Origin of the sequence: Sorangium sp. So ce145 (assembly GCF_051525985.1) — a bacterium.
Lineage (GTDB): Bacteria > Myxococcota_A > Polyangia > Polyangiales > Polyangiaceae > Sorangium > Sorangium cellulosum_B.
Window position 1 is genome coordinate 3142139 of sequence record NZ_CP150315.1, and the last position, 18826, is coordinate 3160964.

The window sequence follows — 18826 nt, forward strand, 5'->3', positions numbered from 1 at the left end:
CGGGGTCATTGGAGCTGACCAGGTCGCGGCGACGCGTCGGCGCGCGCGCCGAGGACGAACCGGTCGACGGCGCTCGCGAACCCCTCGTCGTCGTTCGACGCGGTGACGTGGCGCGCGCAGCGTTGCACGTCGGGGCTGGCGTTCCCCATCGCGATGCTCAGCCCCGCCAGGCCGAACATGAGCACGTCGCTCGGCATGTCCCCGATGCAGGCAACCTGCGAGAGCGGGACGCCGAGCGCGCGCGACAGCCATCGCAGCGCCGCCGCCTTGTTCGCGTCGGGGTGCGTCACGTCGAGGTAGTAAGGCTGCGATCGCGCCGCGGACACCTGGGCTCCGAAGCGTTGGCGCAGCTCGCCCTCGCAGCGCGCTACGAGGGCGAGATCGTCGCTGACGCCGACGATCTTGACGGCGTTCGCGAGGACGCCGCCGAGATCGTCGACGACGATGGGCGCGAACTGTACGGTGTGCTCCTCGTGCGTGACGTGCGGCGCGTCGCGGCGGCGGATGAACCAATCGCTGCCACGGTAGACCCAGACGTCCAGGCCGGCGTTCGCGAGCGCCTTCGCGACCTCCTCGGCGACGGTGGGGAGAAGGCAGCGTTGCTCGAGCACCGTGGCGAGATCGGGCGTCACGAACATGCCGCCGTTGAACGCGATGATGGGCGTCGTCAGCGCGAGCGGTCCGTTCAGCATCGCCATCCCCCGCGGCGGGCGACCGCTGATGACGGCGAGCTCGACGTCGGCCAAACGCAACCGCTTGACCGACGCGCGGGCGCGATCGGTGAGGCGTTTGTCGGAGGTGACGAGGGTGCCGTCGATGTCGGTGAGGAGCAGCTTGATCGCCGGTGACGAGTCCATTGTCTCTCGCCTCCCATGACGGGCCGACGCGGCCCGAGGCGCGCCCTCTACCGCGAGGGGCTCCAGAGCCCGCCGGAGGCCCCGTCGTCCGATGCTCGATGGCGCGACGCTCATGCCCCGCCGGTGGCAGCGGCTAGCAGCGGCCGTTCCATGACCAGGGCGCCCTCGGTATCGTCGAGCTCGTGCGGTCTCCTCGGGAGGGCCGACGGTTTCGGGCGGGATGTCGAGATCAGCCAGGGCGTCGCGTCCGGCTGGGGCATCGACGTCGCCGCCGCCGATGTCGCCCAGGCTCAGCGCGTGCGGGAGCGCTCACGGTTCTTCCGTCGGCTTCTCGCCGTCAAGCGGGCGCGGCGGGACGGGCGGTGGCAGGACCTGCACGGTAACCGCCGGGGTCATCCTGAGCGAATCCCACGTCGCCGGGAGACCGCTACCCGCCCGAGCAGACCTACCCCGCGAGCTGCCCGTCGCCCGCCCGGAGCTTCGCGAAGCGCGGGCGCCAGGCCCGGCTCTGGGCGAGCAGCGGCGCGGTGCGCGCGAGGAGCAGCGCCAGATCCTCGGGGCGGCCGGCGTCGAGCAGGGCGCGCGCCCGCCAGTAGAGGAGCTCGACCCGCTGATCGGCGCTGAGGCCGCCGCCCAGCTCGCCGGGCGGCTCCCCCTCCTCGCGCGTTGTCGCCCGCGTGCGCGTGCTCTCCATGCCGGACCTCGGGTCCTTCACGGCGAGCTGCATGACGCCGAGGAGGGCCTGGGCGTACGGCGGCAGATCCGCGACCGCCCCCTGCGCCCTGAGCCACCGGAGCTGCCGGCTCGCGTCCGCGTGCTCGTCGCGCATCGCGTGGATCCGCGCGAGCAGGAGCGCGCTCCTGTAGGCCGGCCTGTCCTTGAGCTGCTCGTCGAGCGAGCGCGCCTGCCGCACCAGGGGCAGCGCCTCGTCCTCGTGCCCCCAGAGGTAGAGCAGCTCCGCGAGCTTGATCGTCGCGTCCCGCTCCGCCAGGGTGCTCGCCTCCTCGCGGGCCAGCTGGACCGCGCGCCGGAGGTCCGCCATCGCGCGATCCGGGGCGTCGAGCGCCGGCCAGAGCTCCGCGCGGCGGACGAGCGCCGCGCAGAGGTGGCCCCGGTCGCCGCGCTCCTCGCAGCTGCGCACGGCGTCGTCGAAGCGCCGCTCCGCCTCCTCGAGCTGGCCGGACCGCGCGAGCACGCAGGCCAGCAGCGTGAGCCCGGTCACGTGCGTGTCGTGATCGGCCTCGCGGACGCGCTCCACGCCGTGCGTGAGCCGCTCGAGGGCGTCGTCCAGGTTGCCCTTGCGGAAGGCCGAGCGGCCAGCCGCGACCTCGAAGCGCGCGGCGAGCGCGGCGTCGTCGCGGCCCTCGCGGGCGTCGAGCAGCGGGATCACCTCCTCGACGCGCGCCGCCGACTCCTCCCAGGCGCCCGCCCAGTCGAGCGCGGTCGCCTCCTCGAGCAGCGCCTCCGCGATCATCCGCGGGTCCTTCATCGTCCGGGCCAGCGCCCCCGCGGAGCGGAGATCGTCGAGCGCCTCGCCGGTGCGCAGGACGCGGTAGCGCACGCGCGCGCGGCCGAGGAGCGCGAGGTACCGCTGGCGCTGATCGTCGCCGTCGGCCCAGAGGAGCGCGGAGGCGTAGTGGCCCTCCGCCACCGCGTTGTTGTGCCGGTCGCGCTGGAGATCGCCGAGGAGCAGGTACGCGTGCGCCGCGCGCGCGCGCGCCCCGGCGGCCGCGGCGTGGCGCGCGATCGGCTCGAGCAGATCCGGCGCCCTCGGCCGGGCCTCGGCCATGAGCTCCCAGACGGCGAGCGCGTGCCGGTGCATCGCCGCGCGCTGGTCCTCCGCGAGCAGCGCGTAGATCGCCTCCTGCAAGAGCGCGCTCCGGAAGGCGTAGCTGGCGCCGCCGCAGAGGGTGCCCTCGCCGTGCGCGGCGCCGTGCGCGCCGCGGGGGACGAGGAGCCCGCGCGCCACGAGCGCACGGAGCGCGCTCGGGACGTCGACGTGGTCGACGCTCGCCGCCGCTTGCTCGCGTTCGAGCGCGCGTTGCACGCTCGCCGCCACGTCCTCCGAGAGCTCGAAGCCGAGCACCGCGCAGAGCCTCGCGCACGCGGCGAGCTCCGGCGGGAGCGCCTCCAGCTGCCCCGCGGCGAACCACTGCCACGCGGGCGACGGCGGGAGCCTCTCCAGCTCGGCGGTCGCGAGCTGGTGGCCGCTCGATCTCGCCCGCAGCCGCACGAGGCCCGCGCGCTTGATCGCCCGGGTGAGCTCCACGAGGGCGCGGGGGTTGTAGCCGGCCCACGCGCAGATGCGCCGGAGCGTCGCGCTCGGCGGAGGCTCCGCGGGCCGGAGGAGCTCCGCGCAGAGCAGGAGCCCCGCGGCGTCGTCGAGCGGCGGGAGCACGACGTGATCGCGCGCGTGGCCGCGGGCGCTCAGGGCGTGCCGCCGCGGCGTCGGCGAGCAGCGCGCCGGGGCGCCGGCGAGCAGCACCCAGAGCGAGACCGACGCCTCGCGCCGCGTCGCGAGGTCGAGCGCGTCGAGCGTCGCGCTGTCGGCGAGGTGCGCGTCGTCGACGATCACGACGACGGGCCGCTCCATCGCCCTCCGGCGGAGCCCCTCGGCAAGCGCCCGGATCACGCTCCCGCGGCGCGGCGGCGGCCGGCCTGCGGAGCCGCCCGGCCAGCCGAGGATCGCGGCCACGGCGGGCCACACCTCGCCTCCGAGCGGCTCGCCGAGCCGCTCGACGCAGAACGCGCGTGGGTCGCCGGGCGCCGCGAGGGCGCCGTCCCTCGCGCCGAGCACCTCCGCGAGCAAGGCGGCAGCGGTCTGGCCGTGGCCGCCCCCGGGGCGCGCGCCGTGCTCCGGCTCGGCGCGCAGCGAGATCACGAGCGCGCCGGGGTGCGCGCGCCGGCTGCTCTCGGCGATCTCCTCGGCGAGGCGCGACTTGCCGACGCCGCGCTCGCCGATCAGCGCGCAGAGGCCGGGCCCGAGGCCCGCGAGCGCGCGCTCGCGGCTCTCCTCGGCGGCGCTCTGGGCGTCGCCGCGCCCGACGAGCGGCGGCGCGGCGCGCGCGGCGTCGCGATGGCCCGAGGGCGGCGGCGCGTCCGGGGCGAAGAAGTAGCGGCCGTCCTCGCTCGCCGCGGCGACGTCGAACCCGGCATGGGCCGTGACGAGCTCGGCGCTGAGCGCGATGCCGCGCCACGGATCCGCGGGGAGCCACGACTCGGGCCGCTCCACGGCGATGCCGGCGGCGTGGACGCCCTCGCCGTCGCGGCGGAGCTTCAACGGCGCGATGTGGATCGCGAGGGGCGCGCCGACCGAAGCGACGATCTCCCGCCCCGCGAGGAGCGCGCGCTCCGCGGCCGCCTCTTTCGGGCCAGGGAAGATCGCGACGAACCGGTAGCCGCGCTGCCGCGCGAGGTGCCCGTCGTGGCGGGCCACGGCGGCGCGGACCTCGGCCTCGGCGCCGCGGGCCTCCAGGGCGAGCACCACCGTGTCGTGCCGGTCCGTGGAGCCGGTGGCGGCGTCGTCTCCCGCGGTCGCCGCGGCGCCGGCGGCGCCGCCGGTCAGGGCGAGCGCCTCGGCGCCCGCCGACGCGAGCGCGGCCCGCAGGCCCGCGGCGTCGGCCGGGCGGCGCGCGCGCTCCTTGGCGAGGCAGGCGAGGACGAGGGCCTCGATGGACGGCGGGACCGGGGCGATCTCGCTCGGCCTCGGGGGGAGCCGGCCGAGGTGCCCCTGCGCGACGCTCGCGGGATCGCCCGCGAACGGAGGGCGCAGCGTGAGCAGCTCGAAGAGGAGCGCGCCGAAGGCGTAGAGGTCCGCGCGCGCGTCGAGCGGCTCGCCCCGGAGCCGCTCGGGCGACGCGACCTCGGGCGTCCCGAGCATGGCGCCCAGCGTGGTGAGCGCGCTGTCCGCCGGGTGGCAGACGACGCCGCGCTCGCGCTGCGTGAGGCCGAAGTCGAGGAGCCGCACGCCGCCGTCGGGCTCGAGGAAGACGTTCTCGGGCGCGAGATCCAGGTGGACCAGGCCGCGCTCGTGCACCACCTGGAGGCACCTCAGCACGCCGAGCGCGACGTCGAGGGCGGAGCGCAGGTCGGGCGCGGCGGGCAGGCCCTCGAGGCGGGCCGCCAGCGTCTCGCCGCGGAGCCGCTCCATCGCGATGTACGCGCGGCCGTCCTCGAGCACGCCGTTCTGGAGCAGGCGAGGCGAGGCCGGGGGACCGAGCTGCTCGAGCGCCCACGCCTCGCTGCGGAACCGCTCGCGCGCGAGCAGCGAGTGGGCCCTGCTGATCTTGAGCACGGCGGGAGCGCCGTCCTCCGCCCGCGTCGCGGCCCAGAGGACCGAGAAGGCGCCCGCCGCGAGCGGCGAGCCGACGCGGAAGCCCGCGACGGACGGCGGCGTCTCGGCGTCGAGATCGACCGGCGCCGCGCGGGACGGCGCCGTGGCTCCGTCCGTCGGGCAGGAGGTGAGCACTGCGAGTCGGCGATGGCAGGAAGGGCAACGCGGCAAGAAGACCTCGGATGACCTCGGGTGGGGCCCGGCGCGATCCGTGACCGATATTACCGGTTATGCGGGTTGTCACGAGCAGGAAAACCGCATTGCGCGACACTGCCTTATGCCCATGGCGAAAGTGGGGGTTCGGCCTGCTCGGCCCTGCTCGGTCACCCGCGACATCGTGGGTGTCGTGTCGACACCGGAGGACAGCGGCGGCGGCCCTCGCGCTGCGCGAGAGGGACCGCGGCTGTTGTCCTCCGAGCAGCCGGGCGAGCGATCGGCAGGGGTGAATCTCCGTCGAACACCCACCTTCGGAGAGGTGGAGTCGGGTCCGCGCGTGACTGTCGCGCGCGGGCGTCGGCGGTGCTCGGCTGAGCCGCGCCGGCCCGCGAGCTGTGGTGTATGCTGTTCCGAGCGGTCGGAGGGCTGGATGATCCATCGACAGACGGGCGAGATCGAGCTCACATCCGGGCTTCGCATCGGGCCCTCGTACTCGGAAGCGCAGTTCTTGTCGTCGCCGCTCGCGCGGATGGCCAACGCCCTGAGCCAGGCGCAGCCGTGGAGCGGATACCGGACGTCGCGCCAGCGCATCGGCTTCCGGACCTTCCGCATCACGCTGCACTTCTGCAGCGGCAAGATCGCGTGGGTCGAGTTGTTCGAGGTGGGCGCCGAGTCGAAGGCGTTCTGGAACGACTGGTCCGAGAAGGAGGAGGCGGAGCGCAAGGCCAGCCACGACGCCTGGCTGTCGTCGATCCTCGGCGCGCCGCCGTACGAGTATCCCTGGGGAAAGATCACCTCCCAGTACGACCCGCGGGGCGGTTACAGCAGCATCGTCGTGCGCTTCGGCTAGCGCGCCGGGGCGCCGGGGCTCGATGCCGTCGCCGGTGCACGGGCCGGCGCCGCCCTCGGCGTGAAATCCGGTGCGCCGCCGTCCTCGGCGGCGCACGCGGGGCCCTACAGCGCTCGCCGGTAGCGGATCTCCGGGAGGCTGCCGGCGCCGACCCGCGCCCACCGCCGCGCGCCGTCGCGGCTGAAGCCGGAGAGCTCGTAGAAGCGGCGCGCGCGGGTGTTCCCCTCGAGGACCCAGATCGTCATGGTCCTGTGGCGGCGCCGGGCCAGGTCGGCCTGCACCGTGTCGAGCAGCGCGGCGCCGAGCCCGCGCCCCCACGCGGCGGGCAGGAGGTAGATCGTGTAGAGCTCGCCGACGTCGCCCGGGTCGTCGTCGTCGTCGCGCGTCGGCCCGGCGCTCGCGAAGCCGAGCCCGGCGTCCTCGGCGCAGAGCACCCAGGTCCGCGTCCCAGTCGAGGCGTCGCGGCTCAGGATGCGCCGCCAGCTCACCTCGCGCGCCGGCACGGAGAGGGCGTTGAGATCGGCCGCCGGCACGAGGCCCAGGTAGGCCGCCTGCCAGGAGTCGACCTCGATGCGCGCGATGACGGCCGCGTCGGCCGGCCGCGCCCGGCGGATGACCGCCCCTGTGATCCGCTCTGACATGGTGTCTCGCACCCCAGGTTGGCTTTCGCCGCGGCGCCCCGCCAGGGCGCGCTCGCCGGCCGGAGGCGCGATCAAGCGGTCCCTGACGCCGCATTCATCATGATGCTCCATCCCTCGCCCGCGATGGTCCCCTAAGGTCCTTTTATGCGCGATGACGCTGCCGAGCGCTGCAAACGGAACCGAAGGAGGGAACCATGCTGTGCAAGGAGATCATGAAGCAAGACATCCAGAGCGTCCTGGCCGACGACACCATCCAGACGGCCGCGTGCAAGATGCGCGACGCGAACATCGGCTTCCTTCCAGTCTGCGACAGCGCCGGGAGGGTGCTCGGGGCGCTGACGGACCGCGACCTCGCCATCCGGGTGCTGGCCCACAACCGGCCGCTGAGCACGAAGGCGGGCGACGTCATGACGCGCGGGGTGGTCGCGTGCCGGCCCGACGACGACGTGCAGCGCGCGGAGCAGCTGATGGGCCAGCACCACAAGTCGCGCGTCCTGTGCACCGAGGCGGACGGCCGCCTGGTCGGCATCATCAGCCTGTCGGATATCGCGCAGAGCGAGGACGACAGGCACACCGCGCAGACCATCCGCCGGGTGACCGAGCGGGAGGCGGTGCAGCACGAGAGCACGCGGTAGCTCGCCGGGCGGATCGCTCGCGCCGCGGCGCCGCCGGCGCGCCTCGCGGCGCCGCCGGCGCGCCTCGCGGCGCCGCCGGCGCGCCTCGCGGCGCCTTCACCCCGGCGCTCCGCCGCCGATCGCGCCTATCGCCTCGGCCGTGAGCAGGCGCGTCCTCCGGCCCGACGCGAGCGTGAGGTGCTGTCCCCAGCTGGTCTGGTGCGGCATGTCCCCCTCGACGAGCTCGCTCGCCCGGATCTCGAAGCCCGCCGCGCGGTAGGCGGGGCGCAGCGTGTCATCGACCCACGCGTCCGAGAGCTCGGGGAGCCCGAGCCGCGCCGCGTAGGGCCGGTCGTCGAAGACGCTCTGGTTGAGTAGCGCGATGAGCTCCCCGCCCGGCCGGACGAGCCGACGCAGCGCCTCGAGCACCGGCGCCTCGGGCAGCACGAGGGCCGAGAGCAGCGAGGCCCAGGGGAAATTGACCGTGAGGGTGTGGGCGAGCCCGGTGAGCTCCTCGGGCAGCGCCTGCACGGACGCGACGACGAAGAGCGCGTTCGGCCGGCCGCCCCGGGCGACCTTGCGGCTGGCGCGCCATGACACCTCGCGCATCCGCTCCCCCGCGGGGTCGACGCCGATGCAGTACGTATCGGCGTGGGCGCCGGCCGACCGGTACACGAAGCGGCCGTCGCCCGTGCCGACGTCGATGAGGACGCGCGCGTGGCCGGCGAGCTTCGCCTCGAGGTCCGCGCGCGTCCACGTGACGGACGTCTTCCCGAGCTGCACGATCATCGTCGCCTCGAGCGCCGCTCTCCCCGGTCCCTCGCTCAGCCGGGGGCGCCCCCGCCCCCCGCGCGGTGCCCCTCGGCGCTCGCCGCCGCCAGCTCCCGGCAGGCGAGCGCCCGCGCGAGGTCGTCGCTCGCCTCGCGGAGCATCCGGACCAGCATCGGCAGCCGCGGCGCCGCCGGCGCGCCGTCCGGGGCCCGCCCGAGCGCCGCGGTCAGCGCCTCCGCGCCGGCGATGAGGTCCCGATCGACGCGGTACGAGGGGAACAGATGGGTGAAATACGCGGACGCGAGCTCGTGCGTCCGCGTCTCGAAGACGTGCTGCACCCGCTCGAAGAACGCCTGCGCGTACGGCTCGAGCAGCGCGCGCTGGAACGACCAGTTGAAGCCCGACATCGCCGCGCTGGTGAGGTGCAGCGAGCCGTACCCGTCCTCGTGGAAGCGCGCCCACGCCGCGGCCTTCACCGCCGGATCCGGGCGCGCGGTCTCGGCGCGCAGCGCGGCGCGCTGGCCGCGGTCCGACGGGTCGCGCTCGCGCTCGGCCGCGAGCCGCTCCTCCGCGCCCTTCATGCCGCGCGCGATCCACTTCACGGCGACCGTCCAGCGCATCTCCTGGTCGATCTCGAGGCCGTCCACCTCGATCTCGCCGTCCGCGAGGCGCGCGGCCAGCGCGAGATCCGGCGCGGAGTACGCCGCGTTGAAGAGCGCCCGCGCCCACACGATCTGCGCGTCGCCGCGGGGGGCCGACCGCAGGGCCGCGAGGGCGAGGCCGGTGAACGCGCTCGCCTCGGCCTCGCGCAGGGGATCCGGCGCGTAGCGCGCGAGCGCCGTCACCGCGTTCGTGAGCACCGGGTCGACGAGCGAGAGGTCCGGCTCGGCGGGCAGCTTGTCCCTCACCAGCGCGAGGTACGCGGGGGAGGCGAGCTTCTGGTCGCGCACCATGCTCCAGAGCGACGACCAGAGCAGCTGGCGAAGGAGCGGATCCTCCACGCGGCCCATGTGCTCGCGCACGAACGCGAGCGAGGCCGGGTCGAGCGCGATCTTCGCGAACGTGAGGTCGTTGTGGTTGGGGAATACGAGGAGCGGCGCCCGCTGCCCCCGCGCGGCGGCGACCTCGGTGGCCGCGCCGTCGATCTCCGCGGGCACCGAGTCGACGACGAGCGCGCCGTTCTCCTCGCGCGCGAGCGCGACGTCGATGCGGTGCGGCCGGAGGGTCGGGTAGTCGGCGGGCGCCGTCTGCAGCACGCGGAGCCGGCCGATGCGGTCGCCCTCGGGCTCCCACTCGGCCGTCAGCGTGTTGAGGGACGCCTGCTCGAGCCAGAGGCGCGACCACGCGCCGAGGTCGCGGCCGGAGCCCTCCTCCAGCGCGGACAGGAACTCGCGCAGGGTCGCGTTGCCGTACTGGTAGCGCTTGAAGTACCGGCGCATCCCCTCGCGGAAGGCCGGGAGGCCGATCGCCGCGACGAGCTGCTTCATCGCGGCGGCGCCCTTGCCGTACGTGATGCCGTCGAAGTTCAGGAACGTGTGCTCCGTGTCGGCGAGCTCCCCGGCGATGGGGTGCGTGGTCACGAGCTGGTCCTGCCGGTAGGCCCAGCTCTTCATGACGTTGAACGCCTTCCACACGGCCGGCTGGAACCGGGTCGCCTGGTCCATCGCGAGGAAGGCCATGTACGTGGCGAAGCTCTCGTTCAGCCAGAGATCGTTCCACCACCGCATGGTCACGAGGTTGCCGAACCACATGTGGGCCATCTCGTGGAGGAGCACCTCCGCGCGCGTGAGGCGCTGGTGGTCCGTCGGCGGGTCCCGGAAGATCATGCGCTCGCTGTGGGTCACGGCGCCGACGTTCTCCATGGCGCCGGCGTTGAACTCCGGGACGAAGACCTGGTCGTACTTGCTGAAGGGGTAGGGGTAGTCGAAGAACTCCGGGTAGAAGTCGAAGCCCTGCTTCGTGATCGTGAAGAGCTCCTCGGCGTCGAGGTGCCTCGCGAGCGACCTGCGGCAGTAGAGCCCGAGGGGGATCCCGCGGTGCTCGTCGCGGACGCCGCTGTACGGGCCGGCGATCAGCGCGAAGATGTAGGTGCTGAACCGGGTCGTCTCCTCGAACACGCGCGTCGTGCGCCCGAGGCCCGCGCCGAACGTGCGGGCGAGGCGGGCGTTGCCGATGACCTCCCAGTCCTCGGGCGCGGTGACGGAGAGCCGGTAGCTCGCCTTGATGTCCGGCTGATCGAAGCAGGGAAACACGCGGTGGGCGCTGAACGGCTCGAGGTCCGAGTAGACGTAGTCCTCGCCGTCCTCCGGGTCGCGGAAGTGATGGAAGCCGTCGCCTGTGTGATCGTAGTCGTTCTCGTAGACGACGCGCACACGCGTCTCCGGGGCGAGCAGCCTCCCCGGGAGGAGGATGCGGCAGTCGGACCACGCGGGCTCGACGAGGGCGCCGTTGATCTCGAGCCGCTCGATGCGCCGGCCGCGGAAGTCGATGAACGTGTCGCCGTGGCCGCGGACGTCGAAGTAAGCGACCGCCTCGCCCCGGTAGCCGTGGGCGCCGCGCGAGAGGTCGAGGGAGAGCTCGTAGCGCGCGTTGCCGATGCGCGCGGCGCGCTCCTCGGCCTCTTTCTGGGTGAGCACGTCCCTTCCAGGGCCGCCGGTCGTCTCCGTCATGACGGCACACCGTAGGACGAACCGCCGGAGGGTGGCCAGCGATCTGCCGCGGTCGCGAGCGCCGCCCCGCCGCGAGGCGCGGGAGGGAGGCGGTTGCCGGGCGGCCGGTCGAGGGGAGGAGCCGACCCAGGTTGGGAGCCGACCGAGGTTGGGGGAGCCGACCGAGGTTGGGGAGCCGCTCCGTCCCCGGGGGAGCGGACCCAGGTTGGCGGGGGAGCCGACCCAGGTTGGGGCACCGACCGGGGAGCCGACCCAGGTTGGGGAGCCGACCCAGGTTGGGAGCCGACCCAGGTTGGGAGCCGACCCAGGTTGGGGCACCGACGCCGCGGGCGGCCTCCGGAGGGAGCGGCGCGTCCTGGTTCTGTGCCAGAGCGGCGCTGATCTGTGCCATGGGAGGGGGGTCCGGCACCGGCACAAACGCAATGCATTGCGACACACCGGGGTCCGGACCCCGCGAGAACGCTCGGCGGAGCGATTTTCAGGGCAAGATTGTGCCAGAAAACGCATTCTTCGACGAAATTCTGTGCCAAAGAGCCCCCGTACACCCTCCTATTTGTGCCAGCAAGGGGGTCCGGACCCCTCCAGACCGCAATGCAGAGCGCTGGCCGGGGCGCCGGACCCCTCCCAGGACGCAGTGCAGAGCGCAAGCGGGGGTGCGGGCCCCCTGCGGACCGCAGACCAGTGCGCGCGCGGGGGTGCGGGATCCCTCCGGGACGCAAGGCCGTGCGAGCGGTGGAGCGCGGCGCTGCTCGGCGCGGTCCTGAAACGCCCTGACGGGCGGAGCCCGAGCGCGTGCCAGGCCGGGCGCGCGCCGTGGTGGCGCGTGCGTGGGCTCGCTATGCTCGGACCATGCAGCGCGCGCCGACGTCCTGGGAGATCGACCCCGACGATCCTCGGGCTCCCCCGCAGGAGCTCTGGGACCGGATGACGCCGGAGGAGCGACAGCGCGTCCTCGACACGCTTCCGTCGGAGTTCGAGGTCTCGGAGGCGAGCCCGCCCGAGGGCGACTTCCACTTCAACCCGAAGGTGGCGGCCCGGGACACGCTGGGCGGGTATTTCCAGCGCATCGGGCGGCGCGTGTACCTCGCGTGCGAGCTGCCGGTCTATTACCCGGCAGAGCGGATGTTCGCGCCCGATCTCATCGCCGTGCTCGACGTGGAGGTGAAGGAGCGGGCCCACTGGTCCGTGAGCGCCGAGGGCAAGGGCGTCGACCTGGCGCTGGAGATCCTCTGGAGCGGGAGGAGCAAGAAGGATCTCGTGGACAACGTCGCCCGTTACGCGTCGCTGGGCATTTCCGAGTACTTCGTCTTCGACCGGCGCCGTCGCCAGCTCCGCGGCTTCCGGCTCGTCCAGGGCAGCGGGCGCTACCAGCCGATCGTCCCGCAGGAGGGGCGGCTCACGAGCGCGATGCTCGCCCTGGACCTCGGTCTGGACGGCGATCGGCTGCGCTTCTTTCACGGGCAAGATGCGCTGCCGGAGACGCGCGAGCTGCTCGACAGGCTCGGCACGATGGTGGGCGACCTCGAGGGGCGCATCGAGCAGACCGAGAAGCGTCTCGACCAGGAGAGGCGGCGCGCCGACGAGCAGAAGCGGCGCGCCGACGAGCAGAAGCGGCGCGCCGACGAGCAGGGGCGGCACGCCGAGGAGGAGAGGCGGCGCGCCGACGAGGCCGAGCGGCGGCTGGCCGAGGCCCTGGCGGAGCTGGAGCGCATCAGGCGCGAGCGCGGCTGAGCGCACGCCGGAGGCGCGCGCGACTCCCCTGGGCCCAGTCGAGCTCGGCTCAGGGCGCTGGATGGCTGCGGCGCCACACGAGCGCGACGGCGATCCCCGCGAGCGCGAAGGCCGCCTGGAGGAGGTGGACGAGCAGCGAGATCGCGATGGCGGAGCTCTCGGTGAGGCCGAGCAGCGAGGCGGCGAGCGCGAAGGCCCCGTCGGTGGCGCCGACCTGGCCCGGGATGAGGTCGCCGGCCGCCGTGCCGGCGGCGCCCACGCCGTATGCGGCGAGCGCGCGGAGGGGGCCGCTCTCGGCGCCGACGACGGCGAGCAGCACGCCGTACTGCACCGCCTGGAGCGCGCGGCCCGCGAGGCAGGCGGCGAACGGCCAGGCCGGGACGGGCGGGCGCTCGTGGACGGCCTCCTGGAAGGCGGTGGCGAGCTGGCCGGCGCGGGCGAACCGCCGGGTGATCCACGCCGAGGCGGCGCGCTGCCGCGCGGCGAAGGCGACGCCGAGGCCGCTCGCGACCAGGAGGGCGGCGTGCGCGAGCACGCCGAGGGCGAGCGGGGAGGCGCCGCCGCCGAGGTGGAAGAGGGCGATGGCCGCGAGGAGCGACAGCGGGGCCGAGGACAGGAGCGCGAGCGACTGGTTCGCCGTGGCGATCGCGGCCGCGCGCGGGGCGCCGACGTGGGGGGAGAGCAGCGCGGCCTTGACCGCCTCGCCCGCGGGGCGGCCGGCCGGCATCAGCGTGATGACAGGGTAGGTGACGACGTGGATGCGAAGGAGCTCCGCGGCCGGGACGCGGCGCGGCGCGCAGAGCACGCCGGTCGCGAGCGCCTCGCAGCCGATGCGCGCCGCCTCCAGCGCGATCAGGAGAGGCACGAACGGCGCGGCGCGGGTCACCGCGGCGAGCATCTCCGCCGCGCCGACGTGGCGGATGAGCGCGGCCAGGGCGGCCAGGCCGAGGCCGCCGAGCGCCGCGTGGAGCAGCGCCTTTCGCCGCGCGCGGCGGGCGGCGGGCGCGTCCGGGGCGGCGGGCGGAGCGGCAGGGAGGCGCGCCTCGCCGCCGGGCGCGGGACGGGAATCGCTGCCGGCGCATTCCTCTGCCGCTCGGGCCGGAGGCAAGGGAGCCATGGGAAGGGGATGTGCTGCGAGGAGCGTGCCGGCGCCGTGTGGGTGCGGCGTGCGCACGCGGCGGTGAGCTGCCTCGCGGAGCACGCACGCCATGGGCATGCAGCGCGCGCACGCGGCGGTGAGCTGCCTCGCGGAGCGCACCCGCCATGGGCATGCAGCGCGCGCACGCGGCGGCGAGGATTCGAGCTTCCCGGCGAGCGAGAGCTCACGTGGGGACACCTACGGACGAGCCGCGGTGAGCGCCCCGGTGCTCGCGGGCGCGGCCGCTCACGCAGGATCGAGCGGGGCGTGGAGCCGCGTGCCGGGTACGACGATGCCCCCGCGGTCGCCGGGGGTCAGCGCGCCGTAGCGCTCGCGGAACACCGGCGGCAGCGGCCGCGCCCCGGGCGGAGCGAGCCAGAGGCGGAGCAGGTGCCGCTTGCGATCCGGGTCGGGCCAGTCCTCGAAGGCCGTGCGATCGTGGAGCAGCGTGTGGTTGTGCACGAGCTGGATGTCGCCCGGGCGGAGCTCCATGGTCATGTGGAGCGCGGGGTCGTTGGCGAGGGCATCGAACAGGTCGAGCGCCTCGATCTGCCGCGCGGTGAGCGGCGGGACGTCCGGAAAGCGGCGGGCCGACTCGATGTATTGCCGCTGGTAGATGCCGGACAGGAGCCCTGCGTGCCAGCTCAGCACCGGGATGCGGAAATAGGGCAGCTCGCCCGCCGGCACCTCGCTCCGGCGATCGGTCTCGATCGGCGCGAACAGCGCCTCCGTCAGGTCAGGGCGCGCCCGCCGCATCTCGTTGTACAGCGTGACCGAGCTGACGAGCGCCGAGAGCCCGCCTGCACGGGCGGTCCGGAGACAGAGCAGCGCCACGACATCGCACGAGTCGGTGTGGAAGGTCTGCCGCTCGCGCGTCTGGTAGATGCGCACGCTCGGATCCTGGCTCGACAGGCCGAGGTCCTTCACGTGACCGAGGATGTGCCCTCGCGCGTTCTGCGAGCGCGCGCTCCCCAGGTGGCTGCCGATGCCGAGGAACGCGATCGCGGCCGCGCGGAGGCCGCCGCGGTCGAGCCACGGGCCGCGCAGCCCGCGGAGCAGGGCGAAGCCGCGGCCGTCGAGCACCTCCGCGAGCACGCGGCGGAGGCGCGCGGCGAGCGACGGCAGCGGGAAGGCCTCGCTGCGGAGGTGCGCCGGGTCTTCGCCCGCCTCGTCGAAGCGGCGGACCGCGGCCTCGACCTCCTCGAGCTCCGCCTGTGTGATGTGCTCGATCCAGCCGTCGCTCTGCGCCATCGCGGGGCCGTACCAGGCCGCCGGGCCGGTGATCTGCGCCGGGATCTGCGAGAGGTCGGCGCTCGGTGCGGTCTCTTCGGAGCTCATTCGGCGGTTCAATTTCCTCCTGCCTCCCCTCCGGCGCGCTCAGGACGCGCTCGTCCTTCCCGAGCGGCGCGCGCGAAGCACGGCGTCGGCGCTGAACACCGCGAGCCCGGTCCAGATGAAGGCGAAGCTCACGGCCTGGGCCGTCGTGAACGGCTCGTCGTAGACCAGCACGGCCAGCAGGAACTGGCCGCTCGGCGCGAGGTACTGGAGGAAGCCCACGGTGGTCAGCGACAGGCGGCGCGCCGCGTTCGTGAACCAGACGAGCGGCAGGGCCGTGACGATGCCCGTCGCGGCGAGCAGGAGGTGGGTCCGCAGATCGGCGCGGCCCGCGGCGCCGGTGCCCTCGGCGTGGAGGGCGGCCAGGTAGGCCGCGCCGAGCGGGGCGATGAACGACGTCTCCAGGGTGGAGCCGGGGAGCGAGCCGACGGCGGCGACCTTCCGCAGCAGGCCGTACACCCCGAACGTGCTCGCCAGGCCCAGGGCGATCCAGGGGATCGAGCCGGCGCGCACCGCCAGGTACACGACGCCCGAGGCGGCGAGGCCGAGCGCGAGCCACTGGGCGGGCCGAAGCCGCTCGCGCAGGAAGAGCATGCCGAGGAGCACGCTGAGCAGCGGGTTGATGAAGTAGCCGAGGCTGGCGTCGAGCACGCGCCCCACCGCCACGGCGTAGATGAAGAGGACCCAGTTCGCCGACACGAGCGCGCCGGTCGCCGCCATCGCGGCGACGACGCGCCGGTCGCGCAGGGCCGCGCCGAGCGCGCGGCGCTGCCCTGCGGCCAGCGTGAGCGCCACGAACGAGAGCAGGCTCCACACGGTGCGATGGGCCAGGAGCTCGACGGCTCCGACGTGCCGGAGCTGCTTCCAGAAGACGGGGACGACGCCCCAGGAGCTGTAGGCCGCGATCCCGTAGGCGACGCCCCACGCGGCCTCCTTTCGGCTGTCGCGAGCATCTTCGGGCGTGCGCATCGGGGTCGTGCTTCCTCGGGGGGGCGTCGCGCGAGGCCTCGTCCGGCGCCGCTCGTCGCCCGGCGCCGCTCGCGTTCGATCGGACGGCGAACATGGCGAACCTGCTCGGCCGTTTCAAGACCTGCCCGCGAGCGCCGGGCTCGCAGGCTCGCCGCGAGGCCGCGTGGCATCCGCGTTGCTGGATGCGGGGCGCGGCGCTGGAGTCCGCAGCGAGCACAGCGAGGTAGGTATGCGAAGTGTCTACGCTTCAGCAGGGCTATGTGCAGCGATGGTGGTCGCGTGCACGGGAGAAACGACCGGCGAGACGCGGCCTGGAGGCGCACACCCTGAAGACATGGGGTTCGTGACCGTCCAGTGGTCCATCGAGGACAAGACCGACGCCGCTCAGTGCAAGGCGCGCGGCGCGACCGCGGTCGAGCTGGTCCTCATCAACACGAAGAGCAACAAGGTCACGCGGCAGGTGGTCCCCTGCGAGCGGTTCGACGCGAGCGTGCAGCTCGTCGCCGACAACTATGTCGGGACGCTCTCGCTCGTCGACGACGACGGCAGGCCGGTCAGCGATCCGCAGGCGGTGGGGCCGTTCGAGGTCTCCGGGGACGAGTCGACGACCCGCAAGGTCAGCTTCCCCGCCGCCGAGAGGCAGCGCGAACCGCACCGGCGCATGGACAGGTCACGACGGTAGGACACGGGCGGATCGCGCCGGGCGCGCCCGAGCCCCTTCACGCGCCGATCGCGGGCCGATCGCGGCCGCCTGCCCGTGGAGGCGCGCGATCGAGCCGCCCTCACGGCGGCGAGGGCGCTCGGTCCCTCCCCGCACCGCCGGGGAGCCCGCCCCCTTCGATCAGCCGGAGGAGCTTGTCCTTCGTGGTCAGCCCCACGTGACGAGCCACCTCCTTGCCCCCGGCGAACGCGACGACGGTCGGGAACGCGCGGATGCCGAGGCGGCGGGCGATCGCCGGGCACCGATCGCCGTCGACCGCCACCACCTTCAGGCGCCCTGCGCCTTCCTCCGCCAGCTTGTGCAGGATGGGCGCGAGCGCGCGGCACGGCGGGCACCACTGCGCGGTGAGCTCGACGAGGACGGGCACCCCGGCCTCCAGCACCTCGGCGTCGAAGCTCGCCTCATCGATCTCGCGGACAGGATTCGTGGACATGGCGTGGACCTCCATGCCCTGGCAGGTCTCGAGGGCGGCATCCATTACAGCCCTCGCCCGTTGTAATGTGGGCGCGGCTCGACACCTGACCTCCTGGACCATGGGCGCCATCAAGGACGCGGACGATCTCCTCAACCATGTGTCGCACCTTGTGCGCTCCGAGCGTTCGGCGCTCGCGGCGCTGGCGCGCGCGGAGGGGGTGACACCGGAAGACGCGGTCGACTGCGTGCAGGAGGGCCTCTGCACGCTGCTCACGCTCGCGCAGCGGGGCGCCCTCCCGGAGGACGTCGGCGCGTGGGGGGGCGTGCTCGCCGGGACGGTGCGGAACGCCGCGCGCAACCGGCGCCGCCGTCACTTCCGCGCCCGGCCGCACGACGACGTGGACGCGCACCCGGAGGCCGCGGGGGACGTCCCGGCGACCGACGAGGCGATCGCGCGCGCCGAGGAGCACGTCCGCCTGCGCGCGTGCGTCGAGGAGCTCTGCGAGATCCAGAAGGCCGTCGTGACGCTGCGCATGCTCGAGGAGCAACCCGGGGAGGACGTGGCGCGCGCGCTGGGCATCTCGGCCGGCCACGTCGCGGTGCTCCTGCACCGGGCCAAGCTCGCGCTGCGCGCGTGCATGACGTCGCCGCATTGAGCCAACGCGCCGCGCGTGCTGCCGCGCGCCCTCGCGCGAGCCCGCGGCGCCGGCGCGCCGGTGTCTGCTATGTCTTGGGCGAGACGTCATGAGCTCTTCTTCGTCCGCTTCACCAGCGTTGCGCATCCTCGCGCCCGATGAGCCGCCCGCGTTCGAGGTGGTGAACCCCGAGGGCCGCTCCAGCGCGGTCCTGCTCTGCGACCACGCGTCCAACGCGGTTCCGAGGAGCCTCCCCGAGCTGGGCAGGCAGCACGAGGCGCTCCGCGAGCACACCGGCTGGGACATCGGCGCGGCGCGCCTCTCGCGCCGCCTGTCCGCGCTCCTCGACGCGCCGCTCGTGCTCTCCGGCTACTCGCGGCTCGTCATCGACTGCAACCGGCCGCTGGGCTCGCCGACGTCCATCCCCGAGATCAGCTGCGGCGTGCCCATCCCCGGCAACACCATCGACGCCGCGGAGGCCCGCGCGCGGGCCGACGCGTGCTTCTGGCCCTACCACCGCGCGATCACCGCGCTCCTCGACGCGCGGCGGGACCGCCGGGAGCGCACGGCGATCCTCAGCATGCACAGCTTCACGCCCGCGATGCCCGGCCAGGACCGGCCGTGGCACGCCGCCGTCCTCTACGGGCGCGACCGCAGGCTCGCCGCGCCGTTCCTCGAGGCGCTGCGGCGCGAGCCCGGGCTCTGCGTCGGCGACAACGAGCCCTACCGCGTGACCGAGGGCGGCGACTACGGGATCCCCACGCACGGCGAGGCCCGCGGCCTGCCCTGCGTGCTCCTCGAGATCCGCCAGGACGGCCTGCTGACCGACGAGGGCGTGGAGGCCTGGGCCCAGCGCCTCGCGGCGAGCTACCGGGCCATCGAGGCGAGCGGCGTCGACCTGAGCGCCCTCTCTCCGGACGCCGCCGCCGGTCGGTGACGTAGGCGGGGGGGGGGCTCAGGGCCCGACGGCGAGGGGATCGCGCCCCTCGCCG

15 protein-coding genes are annotated in these 18826 nt (G+C 74.4%); 6 read left to right on the forward strand and 9 right to left on the reverse strand.

The window, feature by feature from the left end:
* Positions 1 to 5: 5 nt before the first annotated feature.
* Together WMF34_RS12090 and WMF34_RS12095 are read right to left on the reverse strand one after the other, a co-directional pair.
* The gene (locus tag WMF34_RS12090; RefSeq protein WP_437993390.1) at positions 6 to 857 is read right to left on the reverse strand and encodes a Cof-type HAD-IIB family hydrolase; all 852 of its coding nucleotides are present in this window, start codon (positions 855 to 857) and stop codon (positions 6 to 8) included.
* Positions 858 to 1302: 445 nt separating this feature from the next.
* Positions 1303 to 5325 carry a serine/threonine-protein kinase gene (locus WMF34_RS12095; RefSeq protein WP_437993391.1) on the reverse strand — a complete coding sequence of 1341 codons (4023 nt, stop codon included), beginning with the start codon at positions 5323 to 5325 and terminating at the stop codon, positions 1303 to 1305.
* A gap of 451 nt (positions 5326 to 5776) precedes the next feature.
* Between WMF34_RS12095 and WMF34_RS12100 the strand changes: the two genes are divergently transcribed.
* Positions 5777 to 6196 (forward strand): hypothetical protein, encoded by a 420-nt coding sequence (locus tag WMF34_RS12100; protein WP_012234959.1) that lies wholly within the window; start codon positions 5777 to 5779, stop codon positions 6194 to 6196.
* A 104-nt stretch (positions 6197 to 6300) separates the two neighbouring features.
* Here the strand turns inward: WMF34_RS12100 and WMF34_RS12105 are convergent, their stop codons facing one another.
* Positions 6301 to 6837, reverse strand: a complete 537-nt coding sequence (locus WMF34_RS12105; RefSeq protein ID WP_012234960.1) for a GNAT family N-acetyltransferase — start codon at positions 6835 to 6837, stop codon at positions 6301 to 6303.
* 194 nt (positions 6838 to 7031) lie between these two features.
* Between WMF34_RS12105 and WMF34_RS12110 the strand changes: the two genes are divergently transcribed.
* On the forward strand, positions 7032 to 7472 hold the full coding sequence (locus tag WMF34_RS12110) for a CBS domain-containing protein (protein WP_437552138.1): 441 nt from the start codon (positions 7032 to 7034) through the stop codon (positions 7470 to 7472).
* A gap of 96 nt (positions 7473 to 7568) precedes the next feature.
* On the opposite strand, the gene WMF34_RS12115 is transcribed toward WMF34_RS12110, so the two are convergent.
* Both WMF34_RS12115 and pepN read right to left on the reverse strand, forming a co-directional pair.
* The gene (locus WMF34_RS12115; protein ID WP_012234962.1) at positions 7569 to 8240 is read right to left on the reverse strand and encodes a class I SAM-dependent methyltransferase; all 672 of its coding nucleotides are present in this window, start codon (positions 8238 to 8240) and stop codon (positions 7569 to 7571) included.
* Positions 8241 to 8275: 35 nt separating this feature from the next.
* The gene (gene pepN, locus WMF34_RS12120; RefSeq protein WP_437993392.1) at positions 8276 to 10891 is read right to left on the reverse strand and encodes an aminopeptidase N; all 2616 of its coding nucleotides are present in this window, start codon (positions 10889 to 10891) and stop codon (positions 8276 to 8278) included.
* Between the two features lie 849 nt (positions 10892 to 11740).
* Between pepN and WMF34_RS12125 the strand changes: the two genes are divergently transcribed.
* Positions 11741 to 12622 carry a Uma2 family endonuclease gene (locus WMF34_RS12125; protein WP_044964688.1) on the forward strand — a complete coding sequence of 294 codons (882 nt, stop codon included), beginning with the start codon at positions 11741 to 11743 and terminating at the stop codon, positions 12620 to 12622.
* 49 nt (positions 12623 to 12671) lie between these two features.
* Here WMF34_RS12125 and WMF34_RS12130 read toward each other — a convergent pair whose 3' ends face one another.
* The 3 genes from WMF34_RS12130 to rarD all read right to left on the reverse strand — a co-directional run bounded on the left by WMF34_RS12130 (position 12672) and on the right by rarD (position 16064).
* A complete protein-coding gene (locus tag WMF34_RS12130) occupies positions 12672 to 13739 on the reverse strand; it encodes a lysylphosphatidylglycerol synthase domain-containing protein (RefSeq protein WP_231864802.1) in 1068 nt (355 codons plus the stop codon).
* Between the two features lie 267 nt (positions 13740 to 14006).
* A complete protein-coding gene (locus WMF34_RS12135) occupies positions 14007 to 15098 on the reverse strand; it encodes a TauD/TfdA family dioxygenase (RefSeq protein WP_044964690.1) in 1092 nt (363 codons plus the stop codon).
* A 39-nt stretch (positions 15099 to 15137) separates the two neighbouring features.
* Positions 15138 to 16064: an EamA family transporter RarD gene (gene rarD / locus WMF34_RS12140; protein WP_012234967.1), complete on the reverse strand. Its 927-nt coding sequence runs from the start codon at positions 16062 to 16064 to the stop codon at positions 15138 to 15140.
* A gap of 334 nt (positions 16065 to 16398) precedes the next feature.
* Here rarD and WMF34_RS12145 point away from each other — a divergent pair, with 334 nt between their 5' ends.
* Entirely contained in the window at positions 16399 to 16746 is a 348-nt protein-coding gene (locus WMF34_RS12145; RefSeq protein WP_044964692.1) for a hypothetical protein, read from the forward strand.
* Between the two features lie 100 nt (positions 16747 to 16846).
* Here WMF34_RS12145 and WMF34_RS12150 read toward each other — a convergent pair whose 3' ends face one another.
* Positions 16847 to 17218 carry a thioredoxin family protein gene (locus WMF34_RS12150; protein ID WP_012234969.1) on the reverse strand — a complete coding sequence of 124 codons (372 nt, stop codon included), beginning with the start codon at positions 17216 to 17218 and terminating at the stop codon, positions 16847 to 16849.
* Positions 17219 to 17318: 100 nt separating this feature from the next.
* On the opposite strand from WMF34_RS12150, the gene WMF34_RS12155 reads away from it, so the two are divergent.
* Both WMF34_RS12155 and WMF34_RS12160 read left to right on the forward strand, forming a co-directional pair.
* On the forward strand, positions 17319 to 17855 hold the full coding sequence (locus WMF34_RS12155; protein ID WP_044964694.1) for an RNA polymerase sigma factor: 537 nt from the start codon (positions 17319 to 17321) through the stop codon (positions 17853 to 17855).
* A gap of 88 nt (positions 17856 to 17943) precedes the next feature.
* Positions 17944 to 18771 carry an N-formylglutamate amidohydrolase gene (locus WMF34_RS12160; RefSeq protein WP_012234971.1) on the forward strand — a complete coding sequence of 276 codons (828 nt, stop codon included), beginning with the start codon at positions 17944 to 17946 and terminating at the stop codon, positions 18769 to 18771.
* Positions 18772 to 18826 lie beyond the last annotated feature (55 nt).